This window comes from Shewanella indica (assembly GCF_002836975.1).
In the GTDB taxonomy this organism is placed as follows: Bacteria; Pseudomonadota; Gammaproteobacteria; order Enterobacterales; family Shewanellaceae; genus Shewanella; species Shewanella indica.
The window spans coordinates 157,296-176,909 of record NZ_NIJK01000026.1; the positions used below are offsets into that span (position 1 = coordinate 157,296).

Genomic DNA, 19,614 nt, shown 5'->3' on the forward strand with positions numbered 1-19,614 from the left:
GTGGAGCACAGTTAGTTAGGGCTTCATCCAATCATTTTCGCTGCTCATTTACTCAAGTAAACTGCGCGGCGAAAATGCTCGGCTTCATTGTCTTCTCTTCGGCAGTGGCGCTATTATTGCTGCTTGGACTCGCTACTGCGGCGTTAAATCTTGGCGCCATTAGGACTGAAAACCGCACTTGTGCATTTAGCTGCAAAAGGATATTAGGATGAATTCTATTTTATTTCATACTCCGCTGAAAACTAAAACGTGCATTTGTACCATATAACTCTTGTGTAAAAAACAATCATTAGGGCGGAAAGCCTATGAGCAAAGAGCTGGAAGACACAAAATCACAATCATATGAGGGGCGAATGTTCGACGAACCGTTGATTTTGCCTGGTCATATCGACTCTGAGCCAGAGCGTTATATTGCTGAAAAACCATTTGATTTAACAAGATTCGAATATTCAATTCTCCGTAAGTCAAACGCTGTAGACTTTCGGTTTGCTTTAGTATCTGGTGCAACGGCTGGTGTGGTTCTATCCGTTATTTGCAAATCTATTGCAGCATTAATTGCAAAACAAAATCCAACACTTGAAATCTGGGAAGTTATCGCTGTTATTGTCGGTGGCATATTATCTTACATGTTGAAATGCAAATTAAAATCTGAAGAAGACAAAGAAAAATATAAATTAATTAGTGTTATTGATAATCATTTTGAACAAAATAAGCCACGCCACCTTCATTTAACAAAGGGAGGAAGAGATGAAAGTTGATGAACTCCCATCAGGTTATAAAGCCCCCCAAAAAATAGTGCTAGGAACTAATACACTAGAAAATGTAAATTTACTCCTTTCTTTTAATGGCTTTGTTCCTATCTTGATCGGTGACGGAAAAAAGCCTAGGGTTTGGATAAATATTCCAACAAATCGCGAGGGGAGTGAATGGTACCCACTTGTTAAGGATAATTTTTCAACTAACGACAAAGTTGTTGTTCTAGAGTCAAAAAAATCCATAAAAATTACAACACCCGATGGAATCATTCTAGAGTGTTATAAATTGGACGATGGAATAATTGATGTAAAACTACTGAATTTGAAGCCATTTGGGCTAAATGTTGTTGCAGATGATAAGCGGCTTATGGTTATGAATCAAACATTTACAAGTAGTATATTTAAGAATATTGGAACGATGATTGGTATTGGTAATGCATAACAAATGTAATCACCCTGAAACAATAAATGGAAAACCGAAAATAATAGAAATACTCAGGATTAGCTGAGTGAAGGCTCTAGTCGCCTGTGTGAGTGACAGCATGATGTTTCCAGTGAAGCACATAATTCTTTAACCCTTTTAAGGCCATTCGACTATTGAAGTGAGTGTAATAGTCGAATGTCAGAGATTATTGAAATCGAATAAAGTTCGATTGGAGGTGACCTTTCCCCGAGATTAGTACCAGGGAGCCTCGGGGATTCAGCTAAAAAGCTTCCGACAATTAACTGCTCCTTGCCTTTGCCGTCGTTGCAGATCCACAGCTCTGGCTTTACAAAGCGCTGTAAGTGGCTCCAGCGTACTGTCCGGCCCTTTGAATACATGGTTAAAGCCGGTCGTCAGCTTGAGCCTGTTATCGATGGGTAAGCGGTTCAATATGGCTGCGCTTGTTGTGACGGATAATGTATCCGGTATCATCGACCTGTTATTAAATAATCCTTGGCTTCAAAGTGCAATCCTTGTGGCATGTTATACCGTTTATTGTCGCCAAAGGGTAATAGTTCAGGTGTTTTTACCCAGTATCCCCGCCCGTATCTGCCATTCAATGCTGCTATAGTCTGAGTCCTCCAGGGTTTTGCTTATTCCAGCGCGAATAGGGTTCAGGTCAGCATAAACCATGCAGGCTAATAGGTTACATCACCCAGCATTAAAAAGGTGATTGAAGAACAATTGTTGTGGTGGTTGACTGGTGGGTTATAAGCTGGTACTGGTGGTGTTAACAAGGAGGTGTAAAGTGAAAAAAATATTTCTCTTACTGGTAGGGATTCTACCATTTTCATCAATGGCTACTCAGAACTATTTGTGCTCAAGTTGTACAAATGATGCTAGTGCACGACAGTTTGCTGTTAAAAATTTTACGCCACGTCTAAATTGTTACCCGGAAGACAGAACTCAACCCATGACACCAGATAATATGATTTGTGGCTCAACGAGCAATAAAATAGCCCTGGTCAATCCAAATACCGGTGTTGTTTATAGTTTCAGTGTAGGGCATGGGTTTGATGGGACAGCTTATAAAGCGACGACTTGGCCTTTTGCTATAACATCAGAAAAAAAGTCTCTTTTGTCAGATGCCGGGCTAGCCTATGGAGCCTTAAAAAAATCAGTTTTAGAACAAAATAAAATCCGTCGAGACGAGATTGGTATTATCTCAGCTGGAATTAATCAAGTTGGATTATATGATAGTAAGCAGGGTAGCAGTTCTGGTGTTTCAAGCGGTTGCCCAACCGATACTGCACTTGCTGCTATAGTTGATCCAAATAAATTAACAGATATAGAAAATAAATTAAAGTCAGATGTAGTTAGCGGTACTCGTCTTTTGGAGGATATTCATGCTGTATTGAGTAAGAATGGTTCGTCAATCGATATAAATGATGTACAAGTAACTCTAAGTAATCGGCTGGGAACAGTAGGTCTTAACTATACAAATAAAGATCCATCCTTATCACTTCAGTTCGGCTTTAGACAGTCTGAGGGCGGTGGGTTTATGACAGATTATCTTCTATTTGACTTAAGTGTTATTAAAAATGACAACATCGCAGCTACACCAATAATTGATTTAACATTGAATGATCTTTCAGTCGTCGCTGGAGGCTATACTTTAGCACAGTTGAAGGGGAAAAATGGCCCTCTCGTTTTTACTGAACCCTGCATTCTTAGCAAGTTAAAAACACTAGGTGAAAGCGGTGACTTTAAAAACTCATCAGGTGGTCCCTCCAACTTCAGCAATGTTGGTGAAAATACCGGCGAATCTAGTGACGGCGGGTACCAAACTTGTACGGTTTATTTCTATCAGGTAGGTGCTCTAAAATACGTATTTAGAGTTCCAGTTAATGAATGTTAAATCTGATTTTTTATTTAGGCTGGCTTTTATTGCTCATAAGAGCCAGCTATCCCTATCATATTGCTTTAAAAGCTTGGGCTGCTTCTTGTCCATTGAAATAGATGATTTTTACGGAAACTCTCGTTTTCTCCATAACCGCTCCCAGCGTACCATCCGACCCTTTGAACAACCGACTAAGGCCCTTGGTTAAGCTCGCCATTGATGGAGTGTTTAAGCAGTTCAATATGGCCGTGCTTGTCATTGCAGGCACCCGGTAGAATCTGTAGAACGCAGGGGCAGGATTGATGATGTCGTTAGAGTTCAAATTTCCGCTAAGAAAGCATTGCAGAAGGCTGCTTGTAACATTTATCCTGAACCTTACTCAAATGATATCAATGCTTTACATAGCTAAGTATTGAGCACGGTTTTATACAAGGAACAAGATAAATGGAAATAGATGTGCTGGAGATTTTGCAGAACTTCCACTCTGATGGGCTTTTTGTTGCTCCCAACATACCCAGTAAGAAAGCTAAAAATGCCAGTGCATGTTATGGCATGCCTGCGTCAGTCAATATTTATGCCATAGTCGATTCTACGGTTTTTGGTTCTGCAAAAAATGGTCTGGCATTTACATCTGAAGGATTGTTTTGGAAAAATGACTGGACTACAACTTCTGCAAAAAACCAAATGTCGTGGGAAGAGTTGATAAACACCAGTCAAGAGCATGCCGTTGACGGTTCCGAGCTGTTGTTGGGGCAAGGCTGTGCTTTTGGTATGGCGGGTTCCGGGATGAAGCCCGCGGTTTTATTGACACTATTGGAAAGACTGACCCAAAAGATACAAGGCAATACAGGGACGACAGAAACTGCTGAAGTTTCGAATGTGGCACAAGCCGGCGTTACTCCGGCAGCAGATGCAAATAGTGAAGCTTCTGTCTGCAATACAGCTTCGGCGAGCGCTATTACTGAAAATCTTTCCTCTGAAGGCGTTACAACCGAGAGTGTTACTCCGGCAGCAGATGCAAATGGTGACGTATCTATCACCAATACAGCGCCGGCGAGCGTCAGTGCTGAAAGCGCTGCACCGGCAAGCCTTACGCCTGAAAAGCCGCAGCAGGAATCCAGTTCCAAGCCTGCTTTTGAAGGTAGCTATCAGCGGGAATACTTGGATATAGTTAACGCTGTGGCCAAGAGGCATCGTCTATCCCAGCAAATCCAAATCGCGCCGGCTATCAAAGTCCACAAAGTCAGAAAAGTCATTGAGATATCAGAGGGTAAAATTGAACCTTACGATATCCTGATGATTGTGGATAACACCTTTATGCAAACAACCAAAGATTTTCTGGTTGTGACTCCTCACGCCATTTGGGCTAAAGGTACGCTAAGAAAGGTAGAGAGCTTTTCCTTAAGTGAAATTCGTAGTATTCGCTGTGATAAAAAAACTCTGTTTATCAATGATTATGACTTCCAGTACTTGGATCAGTTTTCTGAAAACGAAGTTTTGATATTGACGAATATGCTCGAAGAGCTAGTGGTCGCATTGCGTAAGTCTGACTCCGTATCGGATACTGACGAGCAGCTTGAATTACCTGCTGCTTTGGATACTTTGTTATCCAACATATACGAAGTGGTATTGGATGATGTTGTTTCCGGCTTGAGGGACAAGGGATACCCCGAAAACAAACAGTTGGTTACTTCGATGGCGGAATGTTGTTTTAGTACCTTTTTCATTGTTGACTCCCACTTAAAATATCGGCATCAAGATACAGCTGAATTGGTGGGGCAATACTTACTCGCTCAAACATTGTCTGGCTTATTTGCGTTAATGAGCGTAGAGCGGTTATGGCGCCGTACAGAAGTGAAATCCACCTATGTGATGATGCAATGCTCTGTGATCATTCGGACATGTCAGTACTTTGAAAGACAAGGAATAGCGTTACGGCCGAACCAAAACTGGTATTTGCAGCTTTTTCAAACTGTGATGGACGCCAATACCCTGGAACAAGGTGCAGAGTTAATTGACCAGGAGATGGGTAACCTCAGTGCCGATAGACAATTAGCCATTGATTGTGCCTTCAAGAGTGGTAAGGGGGTTAGGGAAATGTTGTGTGATGCTCTTTGACCGGTTTCAGCTGTTCTCAATAGGTGTGAGTCAAGCCTATATTAAAGTATGAAGCAGTGCATTTCAGTTTTATCCTAATGCGAAAAAGTGGTTACCAGTTAGGCGGTGGATTATTCGCCTCTTAACTGGTAGCACAGTATAAATAGACATGCCTATGTATAGCGTCGAGTTAAAGGTGGCGTCACTGCCAACAATAAAATGACGCATCCATTACTGAATGAGTCAAGACTCTAGCTGCCAGGGTACCCAATGCTAGATGCTTTTAATGATGAGTCATTGGCATCTAAGTCGATTTGGGCTCGTTCAGGTGATAAATGAATACAAAATTTAAAATTTCAGGCAGGGTAGGGCTATAAAAATGATAGTTGCCTATGTGGTATTTCTATTTGCCTGTTTTTCAAAAGTTTTTATGCTTTATTTTCCCCATTCCAAGGATTTAGCCAGCTAGGCCTCCTTCTGGAAATATTTGCCATTTCTCTCACAACAACTTGAATCCAATGCCAAAGCTGACTAGCTTTGTGTGATGCAATGGAAGGCGGGATAGTCTGGCTCGCCGGTATGCGGTAACAGATAGGGAGAGGCTGTTTATGTTCAATCGAGTGTTGAGTAGGGTGGGCTTGGGAGCGAGTTACTTTGGCGATAAGGCGGCCGTTAGTGCCAAGGGGGGTTGGGCTTATCTGCCTATCTACGCGTCTATCTTGGTCTCTGTGAGTGTGCTTAGCGCCTGCAATTCGGATTCGCAAGAGGTGGTGCTCAATCCTGTCGACACGGCCAAGATGCAGCAGACGGTGGAACAACTGGCCAAGGAGATGCTGGTGCCTGGCGCTGTGGTCATTCTGCGAACGCCCAGGGGCGATTTTAAAACCGCCTATGGGGTAACCCGTTATGGCGGCAGTGAAGCGACCGACTTTGATCAGCATGTCAGGGTGGGCTCCAATACCAAGACATGGGTCGGTACCGTGATTTTGCAGATGGTGCAACAAGGGCGATTGCAACTGAATGACACTGTCTCTATGTTTCTCAACAATGTGCCAAACGGTGAGTCGATCACTATAGAGCATTTGCTTACGATGCGCAGCGGCCTGTTCAATTACACCACAACGCTCGAGTTGAATCAGACGCTTGATGAGCAGCCAACCAAGGTGTGGACTCAGAATGAGCTACTGGCAATGAGTTTTGCCCATAGGCCAGGTTTTGCCCCCGGCAGCGCATTTGAATACTCCAATACCAATACCGTCTTGCTGGGACTGATTGCCGAGCAAATCGATGCCAAGCCGCTGGCGGCTGTGATGCAGCAGAGGTTGTTTGCTCCCTTGGGGCTTGAGCGGACTCTGTTTCCCGATATCCATTCGAATACTCTTCCCACGCCCTTGGCACGGGGCTATATGTATGGCACCAATGTGTTGACTATGGATCCACCCTATATGCTGCCGGAAAAGATGCAACAAGAAGCCCGAGAGGGCATTCTGGCACCCATAGATCAAACCGAGGCCAATCCTTCCTGGGGCTGGGCGGCCGGCGCCGGGATCTCCACTGCCAATGAGTTGGCAACCTGGGTAGAGGCTTTGGTTGCCGGAGAACTGCTGAATGCCGATTGGCAGCGAAGGCGTCTGGATAGTGTCAGGCCGATAGATCCCGAGAATCCCAACACTGCCTATTACGGCTTGGGGATCGCCAAGTTTGGCAACCTCTATGGGCATACAGGTGAGCTGCCCGGCTATAACTCTTTTATGGGGCATGATCCTGTTAACAAGGTGACTCTGGTGGTTTGGACTAACCTGGCACCGGCTGTGGATGGCAAAGATCCGGCTACCACCATAGCGGCGGCCCTAATTAACATGCTCTATATTCCCTGAATATTGCTTATCTGCATAATGCACTGATAAGCAACCTGTAGCAGCATAGTGGTTATGATTACCTATCTGTCGGCATTGACTGAGGAAACTCTTATATCTTTTAAGGGAAATAGAGTCTGGCAAGATATTTCAAAAGGATTCGAAAATGTCCCTTGTGTATTCTTCTTTTTATTTTTCGGTGACTAATATCGTTCCTGGTAAATTGTGTTGAGCTTTTAAAAATATGCGCGAAGTCAGCATTGGCTGTAATTATCCGCCGAAGCTGGATGTTTTTTGCTGATTTTAACTTTATGTCTTATCAATATTTTGAATTTAAAGATATTTTTCGTAAAGATACTGTGTTGTTGTTTTTCGCCAACTCAAGCGTATTATGGTTTTTAAGTAATTAAATCAGTATTTTAAGTGTTTTGGTGTGCAGGGCTTATGTGCCGTGCATAGGTTGTTCATTCAATGGGAACGTTGAACTTTCTGGTTGAAGCACGCTGAACTATTGTTTGCTTTTCAAACTTAAGTTTCATTTTTCTCGTTAAATCTTTATTTGGTTAATAAATATTTAATTTAAAATTAAGTTTCAATTAATGTTCGTGTGTTGGTGGGTTGTTTTTAATGTTGATTGTATTTACTTTATTTGTCTAAATTGTGATCTTATTTACAAAGTAAATTTTTTTATTTTCCTATTCTAATATTTGGTACTCATTTCGTAGTACCTCTTACGCATTAGGGGAAAATAATGAGAAAAATAAAGAAATACCAGATGGTGATGATAATTGCTGCAGCATTAGGCGTGTCGGCCTGTGGCAGTGACGGTAAGGATGGAAAACCGGGTGAGCCCGGAACCCCAGGTATTCCCGGTACGCCTGGAGAGCCGCCAGTAGTGACTACATCTGCGGTTGCCAAGGTGCTGGACTGGCACTTTGGTGATGGTCTGGTCAATGTCGAGTTTACCGTTGAAAATCAAGATGGTGTACCCGTTGAAGATTTAGACAAGGTCGAATTGTTGTCTACTGTAACCAATGCGCAGGGCTTCCTTGCCGATACAGTAACAATGACTTATTTTGCCGGAGAGTCTAATTCCAAGGGGACTTTGACTCACGAAGGTGACGGGGTTTATACCTTGTCTATGCCCCGTGAAGGCGTGACATCTGAATCAGTGGGTATAGGTTATATTCGTCCGGGTAATGGTAATAATGGTATGCCGCGTACTAAGCGGGTAATGCTGACTCAAACAGATCAATATGCCCAGGTCAGCACTACAGAAGATGCCAAATGTGTGGCGTGTCATGGTGAGTTTACTGCAGCGACAGGCAATTCCACTTGGGGATGGCACCAACACCATCACGCCTTAAATAATGATCAAGAAGTAGTAATTGTTGAAGCTTGTTTGAGTTGCCATACCCAGACAGAGAAAAAAGATGGTGGCTATGCGTTAAATACCTTGGCAATGATAGGTCACGGGAAAATGTCTGATGGCGAGGGAGGTAAGGTTTCCAAAGGTCATGCGGCTTTATGGGGGAATTACTCCATGAACATGAAGCGTTGTTCTACCTGTCATGCCGATGATGTTCAGTTCACAGCCTCCATTAATGGCTGCGTGACTTGTCACACCGGCCTGTTTGATGCCGATCGAGTTGGTAATGTTAATCATACCGGCTTTACCGATGCTTCATGCCAGACCTGTCATGGACCCGATGGTTACATGTATGCTCATAACAATGGTGCGGCGCGGGATGAAGCCCTTAACCGTTACCAATTTGAGCTAATCTCAGTACAGCGTTCTGCCGATAAGAGTCAAATTGAAGTCACGGTAAAAGCGACTGATGCCGATGGAAAATCCGTGGATATTGCTGCTATCAGCGATGCGACTCCCCGTGGTTGGGCAACTATTGTCAAACATGGTGAAGCTGTACTGCCTGGTCGTGATGAAGGCCATGTGGCACGTTCTACAGCAGGGGTAACCAACGAGGATGGTTCGTATACCTATACTATTGAACATGCCGCACCATACGAAGAAGGTGAAGTTCTGGTGGGCGGTGTCGACGGTCGAATCGCCTATGCCGATGGTAATGCACCTATTACTGTATCCAATATCAAAGAGGTGCGTCGTACCAGCTCTGATGGCATGAAGTGCCTTAACTGCCATACCGAAGGTTTGCAGGGGCATGGTGGGCAGCGGGGGGGCTTTGATCTCGGCGGGGATGCCTGTACCCAGTGCCACAGCGCTTACAACTGGGCTCCGGGTAAACAGGGTGAAGACTATCCTATGGCTTGGGGACCTTTGGTGCACAACATGCACTTTGGTGATTACAAGGTTAAACGTGGCGTGAATGATATGCCTACTACAGACAAGAACAAGAAGGTGGAATGTGTGGCTTGTCATACCGGTGAGATCAATCTGGAAAAGGTTGCGCCGGCAGTCGTGCTCAACGGGCTTGATGAAAACAGTGTCTATGGTATTACCGCCATTTCTGCGAACTGCGCGGCATGTCATAGCACTCCGGCCGCCAAGGCTCATATGAGTACCCAAGGTGGTGACTTTAATGTAGCCGTCACGCCATCAGCCGTTCATCAAGGCGAAAGCGCCGAATTCAATGTATTCGATCCGGCTCCGATCGTTGAATCTTGCTCCGTGTGTCATACCCCTGCGAGGATGGCTGAGGCCCATCAGTATTAACTGGTAGGATAGAGGCTAATAGGCCCGGGACAGCATCCGGAATTTTCAACTTTCCGATGACGCTGAACCGGGCCTTTTATTACTGTGACTTTTTGATCGATGTTTGAACTGTTGAAGTAATCTTGACCGTTAGAGTCAGCTACAGGTGTTTGCAGCATATGCTGAAAAAAGATAACACCGGATTTGAGCATCTTGGCGGCGTTTTCCAAACAGTTTTTTACCTTAAAGTATTGGCCGGGATTACTGTGTCGGCAATCATCTGCCTGAGCCATTTGTGGGCCGAATCCTGGTTGAAATGTTTGTGCCACAACAACACGTATGCGCCTGGCACTAGATCTATCGGCACTTCCAGCGTCGCCAGCTCAACATGTTGCAGCGCCTGGGCCGCATATTTGGCAGGTGCGCATAGTAGCAATTCGCTGTGACGGCACAGCTCAATTGCAGTAGGAAAGTCAGTGATGTTAGCGCGGATCCGTCGGGTCTTGTGATTGAGTGCCAGTACATCATCCAGCAGCCAATGTTCGATACCGCCAAAGGCTACCTGCAGATGCTCGAAGCTGAGAAAACGCTCCAGGTTCCAGTCGCCCTCAAGCGCAGGATGATCCGGCGGCAGCAGACAGATGGGCTTGTCGCGGGTCAGCTCCAGATACTCGAGTTCATCCGGTAGGCTATTGATATGCATTAGCGAGCGCGGATCCCACTCGCGGCAGCCTATGGCAAAGTCCAGCTCGCAGCGCAGCAGCTGCTCCATGGTGCCCGGGTGCCAGGTCTTGCAGTTGATATCCAGCCCCGGAGCCTGGCGCAGCAAGGAAGGCATAAAATGCGGCAGGGTGAGGGAGTAGGCGGTTTCCACCAAGTGCATACGAAACTGACGTTCACTGGCGGCGGGGTCAAACTTGTCCGGTAGCGTCAACCGCTCGGCCAACCTGAGCCATTGCTGCAGCTCTGGCCCCAGAGCCAGCGCTCTGGGAGTGGGCTTGAGACCAAAGGCGCTACGTTCAAACAGCGGGTCATTGAACAACTCCCGCAGGCGGTTGAGCTGCTTACTGACGGCCGATTGACTCAGGTGCAACCGCCTGGCCGCGCCGGTAACGCTTTGTTCTTCCAGCAGGACTTCCAATACCGGAAGCAGGTTGAGATCGACTTTCATTATTATCCTGGCCGCAGGGTAGAAGTTTAAGGGAAGGCGCTAATAGGTCCTGGTAACGCTCTGGCTTGCACTATAGGACTTGTTTGCACCTTCTCAAGTCTAACAGTTTGATCTGCCTGTCCAAAGAACAAAAGGCTGCTATTCTGGCCAGGGAGAGAGTCATCAAAGGAGTGGGATTATGCTGAGTAAATGGGGCTGGCGACTGTTGCAATTGAGCCGCAAACTCTGGATGCGCACTGTGCTGTTTGCGATTCTGGCGGTGGTTACCGCATTGCTGGCGATAGTGGTGCAGGGGGTTATTCCCCCTTCGCTGTCGGGCATGATAGGTGCAGATGCGGTGGATAAGCTGCTCAATATCCTCGCCTCCAGCATGTTGGCCGTGACCACCTTTTCCCTGAGTGTGATGATTTCAGCCTATGGCGCAGCCACCAGCAATATTTCCCCCAGAGCCACCAAACTGTTGATGGAAGACTCCACTGCCCAGCAGGCGCTGGCCACCTTTGTCGGCTCCTTTGTTTTCAGCATAGTGGGCATTATCGCCCTCAGTACCGGTGTTTATGGCGAAGAGGGGCGGGTGGTACTGTTTCTGGTGACTGTGGCAGTGGTGGTATTGATAGTGGCCACTATTCTGGTTTGGATCAATCATCTGTCCAAGCTAGGCCGGGTAGGGGAAACCACAGACAGAATTGAAAAGGCGGCCGGAGCGGCTATCCAGCGGCGCTGTGAGCATCCTTGGCTGGATGGGCAGCGCCTGGCATCAGAGGAGGAGATTCCCAAAGGGGCTTTAGCTCTCTATCCGGCCGACACAGGCTATGTGCAGCATGTGGATCTCGGCAGCATCAATCAATGGGCCGAAGATTACGGCGCCGAAGCCTATATCACGTCATTGCCAGGTGCCTTTGTCCATCAGGGACGGCCACTGCTGTGGTTGAGTTTTCAGGCCGAGGATGGCGGTGTCGATGACGCTCAGTTGCAACCATTGCACAAGGCTTTTACCGTGGCTAATGAACGTTCTTTCGATCAAGACCCTCGCTTTGGGTTATCGGTATTGGCCGAAGTGGCATCGAGGGCCTTGTCGGCGGCGGTGAATGATCCTGGCACAGCGATAGATGTGATTGGCCGCGGAGTTAGATTGATAGCCAAATGGCAGGTGACCGATGAGCAGAATCTGCCGGCGCCGGAGGCTATTCCCTATCCCAGAGTTTGGATGCTGCCGATACGTCTTGAAGAACTGTTCGATGACTTCTTTATGCCGATCGCCCGGGATGGTGCGGCGCTGGTGGAAATTCATATTCGGCTGCAAAAAGCCTTTCAAGCCTTGTCCAACCGGGCAGAGTTTGCCGAGGTGTGTCGTAAACACTCTGAGCTGGCGCTGGCAAGAGCCGAGCAGGCACTGACGTTTGAGCCAGATGTTACACTGCTTCGGAAGCTTGCCGCCGAGCTACAGCAAGGGCCCGGTAACGGATAGCTGGCGTAGGGTTCAGCTTGCGGCTATGCTAATCGCGGACTTTTTATCAGGGAAAGATAATGAAACCTTCAAATCTATTACTTGTTGCCTCATTGGCATTGGCATTGGCGGCGCCGCTGCAGGCCGCTGAAGATCCTGCTGTAGCCGAAGCTATTGAGGCCGGGTTACAGCATTACCGTAAGGGTGAATTGAGCCAGGCCAGTTCCCAGCTGGATTATGCTTCAGCCCTTATCCGGCAGCAGCGGGCCGGGGAAGTGGTGGGGGTATTTCCAGAGCCATTACCTGGCTGGCAAGCAGATGAACCTGCAAGTGAAAGTGGTGGCATGATGTTGGGGGGCGGCATCAATGCCAGCCGCCATTATTATAAAGAAGACAGTGCGCGGTTGGAGATAGAGTTGGTGCTTGATTCTCCCTTATTGCAGTCTGTGATGGCCATGCTGACCAATCCTTCAATGATTGCCATGAGCGGCGGCAAGCTGGTCAAGGTTCAGGGGCATAACGCCATGCTGAGCACAGAGTCCGGTGAGCCTGAGTTGACTGTGATAGTCAATGGCAATGCCATGTTTACCCTCTCGGGTGAAGGGGTTAAGGTCAGTGAATTACAGGCGTTTGCCAATGCTCTGCAACTGGATAAGCTCTAAGCTTTGGTGTTTTTGAATGCTGAAGTATCGGCTTGATAGGGCTCCGGCGCTTTAAGCAACACGGAGCTCTTGTTTTACAGGGAGATATCCGGGGGTGTTTGGGAGCGAGTGTTCCTCAGCGCAGTAACTGCTGGTAGAGCCAGGACTTGAGTTCGGCGCGGCGCAATGTCAGTTGGCTGAAACGTTCTTCTGCCGTGGGCACACAGTTTTCTTCCAGACCGCGGATCTCAAGGTCGAGAGCCTGATACTCTGCCGCCAATTCACTAAAGTGCGGATCGTTTTCCTTGAGTTGATGGATTTTCTGTTTGTACTCCGGAAACTCCAGGATCAGCGCATGATTTTCGCCCAACATAAGCTATCTCCTCCAATGGTGTCTGGTCGACGCAGGCTTAAGCCTTGATTCCTACTCTACCCAGTGACGCCTTGTCTGTCATCCAGAGAAAGCCGACAACTGACGCTAATCCCTGTCTTGGCTATACCGATTAACCACAATGCCGGACACGGCAAAACTGAGCTGATAAAGCTGTAGTTGGATTGGACCCCTGTATAACTGCCGCTTTAGCTTCCTTGGCTTGTAGCGGAAAGTGTGTTGTTGACTAAAAGCATTACTAACTATGGCCTCTTTTTTGAAGTCGAAGGAATTTAAGTTTCCTGCATACATATGGCATCTGTCGATACCAATAGCATAATATTTAATAAGTTAAGGCATAAATTTCAGTGGAAAAGATGTTTGGTCAACAATATCCAATTAACGGAGGCAGCGCTTGCCAAGGTGTAGCAATGGGCAGATGAATTTTGCGGACGTTAATCAAGGTATTAAGGAGTCAGTTATGGGTAATGCCGTTAAGTTGGGCGATATAGGGACAGATCATGATGGGTTTCCACCCACGCCGGTGACTTCGGCCTCTTCCACGGTCAAGGTGGATGATATTCCGCTGGCACGTCAGGGCGATTCATTGGCCCCCCACGACAAGCCCAAGCATCCGCCGCACCCTCGTACCATTGCCGCGGGTTCGGGCAGTGTTTTTATCGATGGGAAACCCGCCGCCAGAACCGGCGATGCGGTTGACTGCGGCGGTATTCTGGTGGGCGGTGGTACTGTGAATATCGGTTGAGAACAGAGGAGAAAAGCCCTTTTGGCTAGCTCGTTGCATTGCCCTTCTGTATGATGTCGACCTTAAAAACCCATTCAGTTTCATAGAGGTATTGAAATGGAAGTCAATCAAGAGTCAAGTCAGCGCCGGGGCGCCAAAAAGATCAGATTCGATAATCAGGAGTTGGTGAAAACCAGTTTTTGGGTCAGCCAGATTTTTATGATTATCGCCACGGTTGCCGGGGTTTATTTGGCGGCGCAGGAAGGTCTGTCACAGGCGATTAAGTTTGATAGCCTGACCAATATGCAGAACAATTATCATCTGCAGCACTCTCTCTATGAGGAGCTGAAAGACAATGTCAAAGTCATGACAGAGTACACTGAGCTTATCGAGAAAGAAAAACCTTATAATATCAAAGAATATCATCCAGTTATGGCAGACTTCATCTGGGAAAATATGAAGTACTCGGCCTATACCCTGGAAACCCCCAGTGATATTCTCTCCGGTGCCCGCCGTTTCTATATGGGTTCTGCTGATATTGTCGGCAAGATAGAACGTAAGTTTTATGGACCCAGCTTTGGCTCCAAACAGCTGCGAACCCTGATTGAAGAGGTGGAAACCCACACCTTACCTAAGTTAGAGCAGAGCTATAAAAAGATGGCTGATGAGCTCAAGCGCGCCGGGATCGACGTTAACTGACAACTCAGGTTGTTACTTGGGAATTGGCCGACGGATAACCAGGTTTTTCTGACTCACAATGACAGGTTAAATACCATCATCGGGAGTTGCTATGGAAAGGAAATCTGAGTCGGTATCAAACGGTCGTAAAATTCATTTTGACAATAGTGAGTTGGTTAAAACCAGCTTCTGGGTGAGCCAACTGTTTATGGTGCTGGCAACGGTTCTGGGCGTTTATTTGGCGGCGCAGCAAGGGCTGTCACAGGCGATTAAGTTTGACTCTCTGGTTAATACCCAGAATAACTATCATCTGCAGCGAGCCTTGTATGATGAAGTGCGGGATAACTTGCAGACGCTGGAAGCCTATATGGCGGACATAGATAAACAGAGACCGCTGGACTTGAAGTCATTGCATCCCCAGCTCAGTGATTTTGTTTGGCAAAACATGTATTACTCGGCCAATGCGCTGGAAACACCGGCTGAGATCCTGACCGCTATCCGCAGGTTCAGAATTGAATCTGCCCAGCTGATTGAAAAAATGGAAAAGCAAGAGTTGAGCCGTGGTGTCGGTACAACCAGGTTAAGAGCCTTGGTAGGGAAGATTTCGGCCGACACTTTGCCTAAGCTGCAACTGAATTTTCAGCGTATGGAGCTTGAGTTGCAACGTAGTGGCGTGGATGTGAATATCACAGAGGAATAATCCATGAATTTAAAATGTCCCGGGTGTTACAGCGAATCGATGCGCACCTTCGAACTATACGGTGAGCAGGTGGACAGCTGCAATCACTGTGAAGGCATTTGGTTTGATAATGGCGAGCTTAACGGCGCGCTGTCAACTGCTGACAATGGCAATGATCATGTACGCATTGAAGAGTCGCTCGGGCCTCATCTTGGGCTTTCCAAGCGGCACTGCATGCACTGTGAAGAACAGATGCACAGATACCATCTGATGGACGGCTATCAGATAGAGCTGGATGTCTGCCACAGTTGCAATGGCGTCTGGGTCGATAAAGACGAAAGGAATAAAGTGGTGCAGTCCCCAAGGTTGCAGGGACTGTTGGCGGAGTTGAATGGCAAGATCAGTGTCAAAACCTGGCTGTTTCAGTTTCTGTCGCAAATGCCGGTGGAGTTTAATCTCAAGACTCGCTCACAACCCGCCATCACCTATCTGCTGCTGGCGCTCAACATCATGATTTTTGCCGCTTATGGCACAGACTTGGATATAACTGATACCGTATTTGCCAACTTTGCCCTGCGGGCCGATGAGGTGTTGCACGGCAGTCATGTTTGGACCCTGTTCAGCCATATGTTCCTTCACGGTGATTTGATCCACCTGGCGGGCAATATGTACTTCCTTTATGTGGTTGGCGACAACCTGGAAGACGCCTTGGGGCGTATAAGATTCCTTGGGCTTTATCTGCTTTGTGGCCTGGCGGCTGCGGCGGTGCAGATTATTGCCGATCCAGGCTCCAATATCCCTATGGTGGGGGCCAGTGGCGCCATTGCCGGTCTGTTCGGTATGTATCTATTGTGGTTCCGCCATGCCAGCTTGACCTTTATGTTTGTTATCTACCAGAAGAAGTTGTCGCCTATGGCTTTCTTTGCCATCTGGCTGGTATTCAACCTGGTTGGTTTGATGATGGCCGGTGAAGGCGTGGCCTATTGGGCTCATATAGGTGGCTTTATTATGGGACTTATCCTGGGATTTGGCCTCAAATCCAGAGTGATGCAGCAAAACCCCTTGCTGGCGATGCTTAATGAGCCAGAGGTGAAGATCCGTCGCTGAGTGTCAGTTAGGTTGGCTGGTAAGGTGCGAACAAGTCACATGTGTGCTCTGCGTCGACTTATAGGCCTGGATGCAAGGCGTGGTTTGCAGCAAATGGCCAATTCCTTTGCAAGAAGCACTTCCCCTAAACCCCGGTCAGTTTTCTGAGCGGGGTTTATTTTTTACCGCTGAAAAATATTGTGCTTTTTTCCAAGGCGGTGTTATTGTCGGCAAACGGGTGTTTTGAGACTTGGATCACAGATGAGTCGAATCGAGAGATGGTTTGCATTATTGCTGGTCAGTATTTTGCTGACAGGCACTCTTGCTGCTATCCCCAAGGCCCATTCTCAGCAGGTTTCTCTGGTACCGGTTTCAGCCTCAATACCTCTGGCAGTGCAGGGGGATAATTCCCAAGACCTGTTCCTCAAGACGCTGACAGATTCTCAGGAGCCGCCGCTTCTGAAACAGAAATCTACTCATCTGGCGCCTTCGGCCGAGTTGGTACTGCGTCTGTCGTCGCTGGAGTCATTGCAATCCCATGTACTGCATGTATTTCCTCAGGCACAGACCCGCGCACCGCCATTTTCCCTCATTTGAAAACCGTCTTTCGGGTTCGCACTAATGTGAAGCCCGGCAACCCAGTTTCCAAGTGAGGTAACAACATGAAAACACTTCATCCTTTTGCGATTGCCAGCAACGACAGGTTGCAAGCCTCTGCTTTAGCTAATCAACTCAACCCTTATGACAATGCCTTAGAGGCCATGATGGACTTCAGCCACAGCGCGCGTATGGTCATCAGTGCCGATATGCCGGCGCCTGATGCCTCAGCCCTGATGCAGAGTGAACACAGCGCATTGCATTTTGTTATTAACGCCCGTCATCAAATGCTGGGCATCATCACCCAGGAGTTGTTGGCACCGGACAATCTGCTCAAGCTTGTCGACAAGGCCCATCAACCTTCCTCCTGGACGGTATTTGATTTGATGCTGCCAAGGGAGCAACTGCAGGCGCTGGCCTATGATGAGGTTGCCAGCGCCAGTGTCGCCGATGTATTGCAGAGCCTGCGTCATAGCCGCGATAACTATTTTGCTGTGGTCGATACCCAGACCCATCAGATCCGCGGGTTGTTGAGCCTGGCCGATATCAGTCACCGTTTGAATGTCGGCCAGTTGAGGGAAGACAAGGGCGGCAATCTGTTGAATATTCTGCGGCAGATAAACACCAGTCATGGCCTGGTTCAGCAGATGGCCTGATTTCGGTCCTGTTGCCAGTATTGTGATTGATAAAGGCTCGGCAGATTGAGCGCGCCGGGCCTGTTACTGCAGTTCCCACCACTCCCAGCTTTCCAGTTGATAGGCTTCGGCCAATTCCAACGCCTTGGTATGAGCTGCTTTTGCTTCAAGGCTGTCGCCTTCAGCAGCCAGTGCCAGGCTTAGTTGTTGCTGCCAATCGGCTTGGGTAGTACCCACTTTTGAGGTCATCAGCAAGAGTTTCTTGGCCAGCTTAAACTCGCCCCGGTTGTTGAGCACTTTGGCAAAGCCGGCACTCAGCTCTGCAAGATCCTCTGGAAACTGCTTTTTGGCCAGGGCGAGCACTTCGGCCATCTTTGATTTCTGCTCACTGTAATAGAGGTACTTTCCTAAGGTGTAGGCCTGCAGCCAGTCGAAATGAAAGCCGCTCCAAAGTGTTTTCTTGGCCTCAAAGTGTGCCAGTACCGCTTCGTAATCCCCAAGCTGCAGCAAGGGGCCAACATCGGTAAAGTAACCTGGTGTCAGGCTTTCCAGTCCGGCAAGCAGCGCCGGCATGGCGGTGCTGTAGTGTGTTTCTGAGGGAAAGAAGCGGTAGTCGAAATGCCATTCGGGCGCCTGCTCATGAAGCAGCTTTCTGAATTCATCCACCCCCATGCCTTGTTCGTTGGCCAGAGAGAGAAAAAGCCTGGGGTAGGCCGATGTCTGCCTAGGCTGTTTCAGCCAAGGAGCGGTCCGCTCAAGCAGCGCCATGTTGTCGTACCAGATGCTGGGACTCATGGCGAGAAAGGCACTGAAAGGACTCTTGGATTGCAGCATCATCTGCAGGCTCAGCAAGCCACCCAGAGAATAACCGGCAAGGGCGTTGTGGCCCGAGGTGCGGTAATGTTTGTCGATATAGGGCACGAGTTCCTGTTGCAGGTGGGCGAGCATTTTGTCGCTGCCGCCAAAGTCTGCGCCCTCAGCCGATGGCCAGGTGGTGGAGTAGAGGTAGTCTTTCTGCCCCTGCATGGCGATACCCACTACTATCATGGGCGGTATCTTGCCCATTCTGGCGAGGTTGTTGACCGCAGCAGAGACATGGCGGAACTGGAAGTCGGCATCGACGATATAGAGCACGGGATAACGGCGATCACTGTCTTGGGTGGCATGGTAGCGTTCCGGCAAGGACAGCATCCAGCGCCGCTCACTTTGGTAGACCTTGGATGCCAGGGTATCACTGTAGCCATAGAGCAAAGGCTCTGGCTTGGCCTGGGCGACTGAACTTAAAAGAAGTACCGGCATTAAAACCAGCAGCGGCAGCCTGAGTTTCATGGTTCATCCTTGTTTGTTTTTTAATCTTGTACCTGAATAAACTCCTGGAGGAAAGCGGTTATAGGCACGACCACTGGCAAAGGCAAGCACAAGATGAAAGAAGAGGGAGCCATCAGGCTCCCTCTGTTACACAAGTTGTTGCTGCCATAGGTGACTTAGAGTGATTTCAAAACCTTCTCGGTAGTTTTCATAAATCTGTGTTAACTCAATCATATACGCCAGGAAGGATATTCAAATGACAAACCTACTTTTGACATGGGAGTGGCGACTTTGCAGCACAAGCGAGCAAATTTTGCTTTATACACATCTTGCGCTGGTTCATTTGCAAGCCGTTATCACTTTGGGGGCAATATCCACAATTTGCATCAGATAGGCGGTTTTACTTGGGTATAAAGTCTCCCTAACTCATTGGATATACAGATTTTTTGATATATTAAAGGCCACCCTGGGGTGCAACGTAGTTCACTTAAGCGGAGCTGCCTTGTGATTAACAGGATATCGGGTCTTTGATATTTTTACCGCCCTAGGCCGAT

The 19,614-nt window shown here is 47.7% G+C and carries 17 protein-coding genes; 14 read left to right on the forward strand and 3 right to left on the reverse strand.

Annotated elements, in window-relative coordinates; genetic code table 11:
* Positions 1–305 precede the first annotated feature (305 nt).
* The 6 genes from CX650_RS06880 to CX650_RS06910 all read left to right on the forward strand — a co-directional run bounded on the left by CX650_RS06880 (position 306) and on the right by CX650_RS06910 (position 9,724).
* Positions 306–758 (forward strand): hypothetical protein, encoded by a 453-nt coding sequence (locus CX650_RS06880; protein WP_101095385.1) that lies wholly within the window; start codon positions 306–308, stop codon positions 756–758.
* Positions 748–1,197, forward strand: a complete 450-nt coding sequence (locus CX650_RS06885) for a hypothetical protein (RefSeq protein ID WP_101095386.1) — start codon at positions 748–750, stop codon at positions 1,195–1,197. Before CX650_RS06880 ends, CX650_RS06885 begins: the two co-directional genes overlap by 11 nt.
* A gap of 790 nt (positions 1,198–1,987) precedes the next feature.
* Positions 1,988–3,097, forward strand: coding sequence for a hypothetical protein (locus CX650_RS06895; RefSeq protein ID WP_157823004.1), 1,110 nt, complete (start codon positions 1,988–1,990; stop codon positions 3,095–3,097).
* A gap of 426 nt (positions 3,098–3,523) precedes the next feature.
* Positions 3,524–5,197, forward strand: a complete 1,674-nt coding sequence (locus CX650_RS20240; RefSeq protein ID WP_208622108.1) for a hypothetical protein — start codon at positions 3,524–3,526, stop codon at positions 5,195–5,197.
* A 587-nt stretch (positions 5,198–5,784) separates the two neighbouring features.
* The gene (locus CX650_RS06905) at positions 5,785–7,053 is read left to right on the forward strand and encodes a serine hydrolase domain-containing protein (RefSeq protein ID WP_101095388.1); all 1,269 of its coding nucleotides are present in this window, start codon (positions 5,785–5,787) and stop codon (positions 7,051–7,053) included.
* A 730-nt stretch (positions 7,054–7,783) separates the two neighbouring features.
* Positions 7,784–9,724 (forward strand): multiheme c-type cytochrome, encoded by a 1,941-nt coding sequence (locus tag CX650_RS06910; RefSeq protein ID WP_039035786.1) that lies wholly within the window; start codon positions 7,784–7,786, stop codon positions 9,722–9,724.
* 217 nt (positions 9,725–9,941) lie between these two features.
* Here CX650_RS06910 and CX650_RS06920 read toward each other — a convergent pair whose 3' ends face one another.
* Positions 9,942–10,880: a LysR family transcriptional regulator gene (locus tag CX650_RS06920; protein ID WP_039035788.1), complete on the reverse strand. Its 939-nt coding sequence runs from the start codon at positions 10,878–10,880 to the stop codon at positions 9,942–9,944.
* Positions 10,881–11,052: 172 nt separating this feature from the next.
* On the opposite strand from CX650_RS06920, the gene CX650_RS06925 reads away from it, so the two are divergent.
* Positions 11,053–12,342 (forward strand): DUF2254 domain-containing protein, encoded by a 1,290-nt coding sequence (locus CX650_RS06925; RefSeq protein WP_101095389.1) that lies wholly within the window; start codon positions 11,053–11,055, stop codon positions 12,340–12,342.
* A gap of 59 nt (positions 12,343–12,401) precedes the next feature.
* Positions 12,402–12,983 (forward strand): hypothetical protein, encoded by a 582-nt coding sequence (locus CX650_RS06930; protein WP_101095390.1) that lies wholly within the window; start codon positions 12,402–12,404, stop codon positions 12,981–12,983.
* Between the two features lie 115 nt (positions 12,984–13,098).
* On the opposite strand, the gene CX650_RS06935 is transcribed toward CX650_RS06930, so the two are convergent.
* Entirely contained in the window at positions 13,099–13,335 is a 237-nt protein-coding gene (locus tag CX650_RS06935; protein ID WP_039035791.1) for an HP1242/YdcH family protein, read from the reverse strand.
* 478 nt (positions 13,336–13,813) lie between these two features.
* Here CX650_RS06935 and CX650_RS06945 point away from each other — a divergent pair, with 478 nt between their 5' ends.
* The 6 genes from CX650_RS06945 (at position 13,814) to CX650_RS06970 (ending at position 17,773) form a co-directional block, all read left to right on the forward strand.
* The gene (locus CX650_RS06945) at positions 13,814–14,098 is read left to right on the forward strand and encodes a type VI secretion system PAAR protein (protein WP_101095392.1); all 285 of its coding nucleotides are present in this window, start codon (positions 13,814–13,816) and stop codon (positions 14,096–14,098) included.
* A gap of 96 nt (positions 14,099–14,194) precedes the next feature.
* Complete coding sequence (locus tag CX650_RS06950) at positions 14,195–14,776, forward strand: hypothetical protein (RefSeq protein ID WP_039035794.1); 582 nt, start codon at positions 14,195–14,197, stop codon at positions 14,774–14,776.
* A gap of 91 nt (positions 14,777–14,867) precedes the next feature.
* Complete coding sequence (locus CX650_RS06955) at positions 14,868–15,455, forward strand: hypothetical protein (RefSeq protein ID WP_039035795.1); 588 nt, start codon at positions 14,868–14,870, stop codon at positions 15,453–15,455.
* A 3-nt stretch (positions 15,456–15,458) separates the two neighbouring features.
* A complete protein-coding gene (locus CX650_RS06960) occupies positions 15,459–16,541 on the forward strand; it encodes a rhomboid family intramembrane serine protease (RefSeq protein WP_039035796.1) in 1,083 nt (360 codons plus the stop codon).
* Positions 16,542–16,781: 240 nt separating this feature from the next.
* Positions 16,782–17,117, forward strand: coding sequence for a hypothetical protein (locus tag CX650_RS06965; protein WP_101095393.1), 336 nt, complete (start codon positions 16,782–16,784; stop codon positions 17,115–17,117).
* Positions 17,118–17,182: 65 nt separating this feature from the next.
* The gene (locus CX650_RS06970) at positions 17,183–17,773 is read left to right on the forward strand and encodes a CBS domain-containing protein (protein WP_039035798.1); all 591 of its coding nucleotides are present in this window, start codon (positions 17,183–17,185) and stop codon (positions 17,771–17,773) included.
* A 63-nt stretch (positions 17,774–17,836) separates the two neighbouring features.
* Here the strand turns inward: CX650_RS06970 and CX650_RS06975 are convergent, their stop codons facing one another.
* Entirely contained in the window at positions 17,837–19,081 is a 1,245-nt protein-coding gene (locus CX650_RS06975; protein WP_101095394.1) for an alpha/beta hydrolase, read from the reverse strand.
* Between the last annotated feature and the right edge of the window lie 533 nt (positions 19,082–19,614).

What these genes read in the sequence shown, in the direction of transcription:
- CX650_RS06880 (WP_101095385.1), top strand. Translation starts at nt 306, where the DNA reads ATGAGCAAAGAGCTGGAAGACACAAAATCACAATCATATGAGGGGCGA.
- CX650_RS06885 (WP_101095386.1), top strand. Translation starts at nt 748, where the DNA reads ATGAAAGTTGATGAACTCCCATCAGGTTATAAAGCCCCCCAAAAAATA.
- CX650_RS20240 (WP_208622108.1), top strand. Translation starts at nt 3,524, where the DNA reads ATGGAAATAGATGTGCTGGAGATTTTGCAGAACTTCCACTCTGATGGG.
- CX650_RS06905 (WP_101095388.1), top strand. Translation starts at nt 5,785, where the DNA reads ATGTTCAATCGAGTGTTGAGTAGGGTGGGCTTGGGAGCGAGTTACTTT.
- CX650_RS06910 (WP_039035786.1), top strand. Translation starts at nt 7,784, where the DNA reads ATGAGAAAAATAAAGAAATACCAGATGGTGATGATAATTGCTGCAGCA.
- CX650_RS06925 (WP_101095389.1), top strand. Translation starts at nt 11,053, where the DNA reads ATGCTGAGTAAATGGGGCTGGCGACTGTTGCAATTGAGCCGCAAACTC.
- CX650_RS06930 (WP_101095390.1), top strand. Translation starts at nt 12,402, where the DNA reads ATGAAACCTTCAAATCTATTACTTGTTGCCTCATTGGCATTGGCATTG.
- CX650_RS06935 (WP_039035791.1), bottom strand. Translation starts at nt 13,335, where the DNA reads ATGTTGGGCGAAAATCATGCGCTGATCCTGGAGTTTCCGGAGTACAAA.
- CX650_RS06945 (WP_101095392.1), top strand. Translation starts at nt 13,814, where the DNA reads ATGGGTAATGCCGTTAAGTTGGGCGATATAGGGACAGATCATGATGGG.
- CX650_RS06950 (WP_039035794.1), top strand. Translation starts at nt 14,195, where the DNA reads ATGGAAGTCAATCAAGAGTCAAGTCAGCGCCGGGGCGCCAAAAAGATC.
- CX650_RS06955 (WP_039035795.1), top strand. Translation starts at nt 14,868, where the DNA reads ATGGAAAGGAAATCTGAGTCGGTATCAAACGGTCGTAAAATTCATTTT.
- CX650_RS06960 (WP_039035796.1), top strand. Translation starts at nt 15,459, where the DNA reads ATGAATTTAAAATGTCCCGGGTGTTACAGCGAATCGATGCGCACCTTC.
- CX650_RS06965 (WP_101095393.1), top strand. Translation starts at nt 16,782, where the DNA reads ATGAGTCGAATCGAGAGATGGTTTGCATTATTGCTGGTCAGTATTTTG.
- CX650_RS06970 (WP_039035798.1), top strand. Translation starts at nt 17,183, where the DNA reads ATGAAAACACTTCATCCTTTTGCGATTGCCAGCAACGACAGGTTGCAA.
- CX650_RS06975 (WP_101095394.1), bottom strand. Translation starts at nt 19,081, where the DNA reads ATGAAACTCAGGCTGCCGCTGCTGGTTTTAATGCCGGTACTTCTTTTA.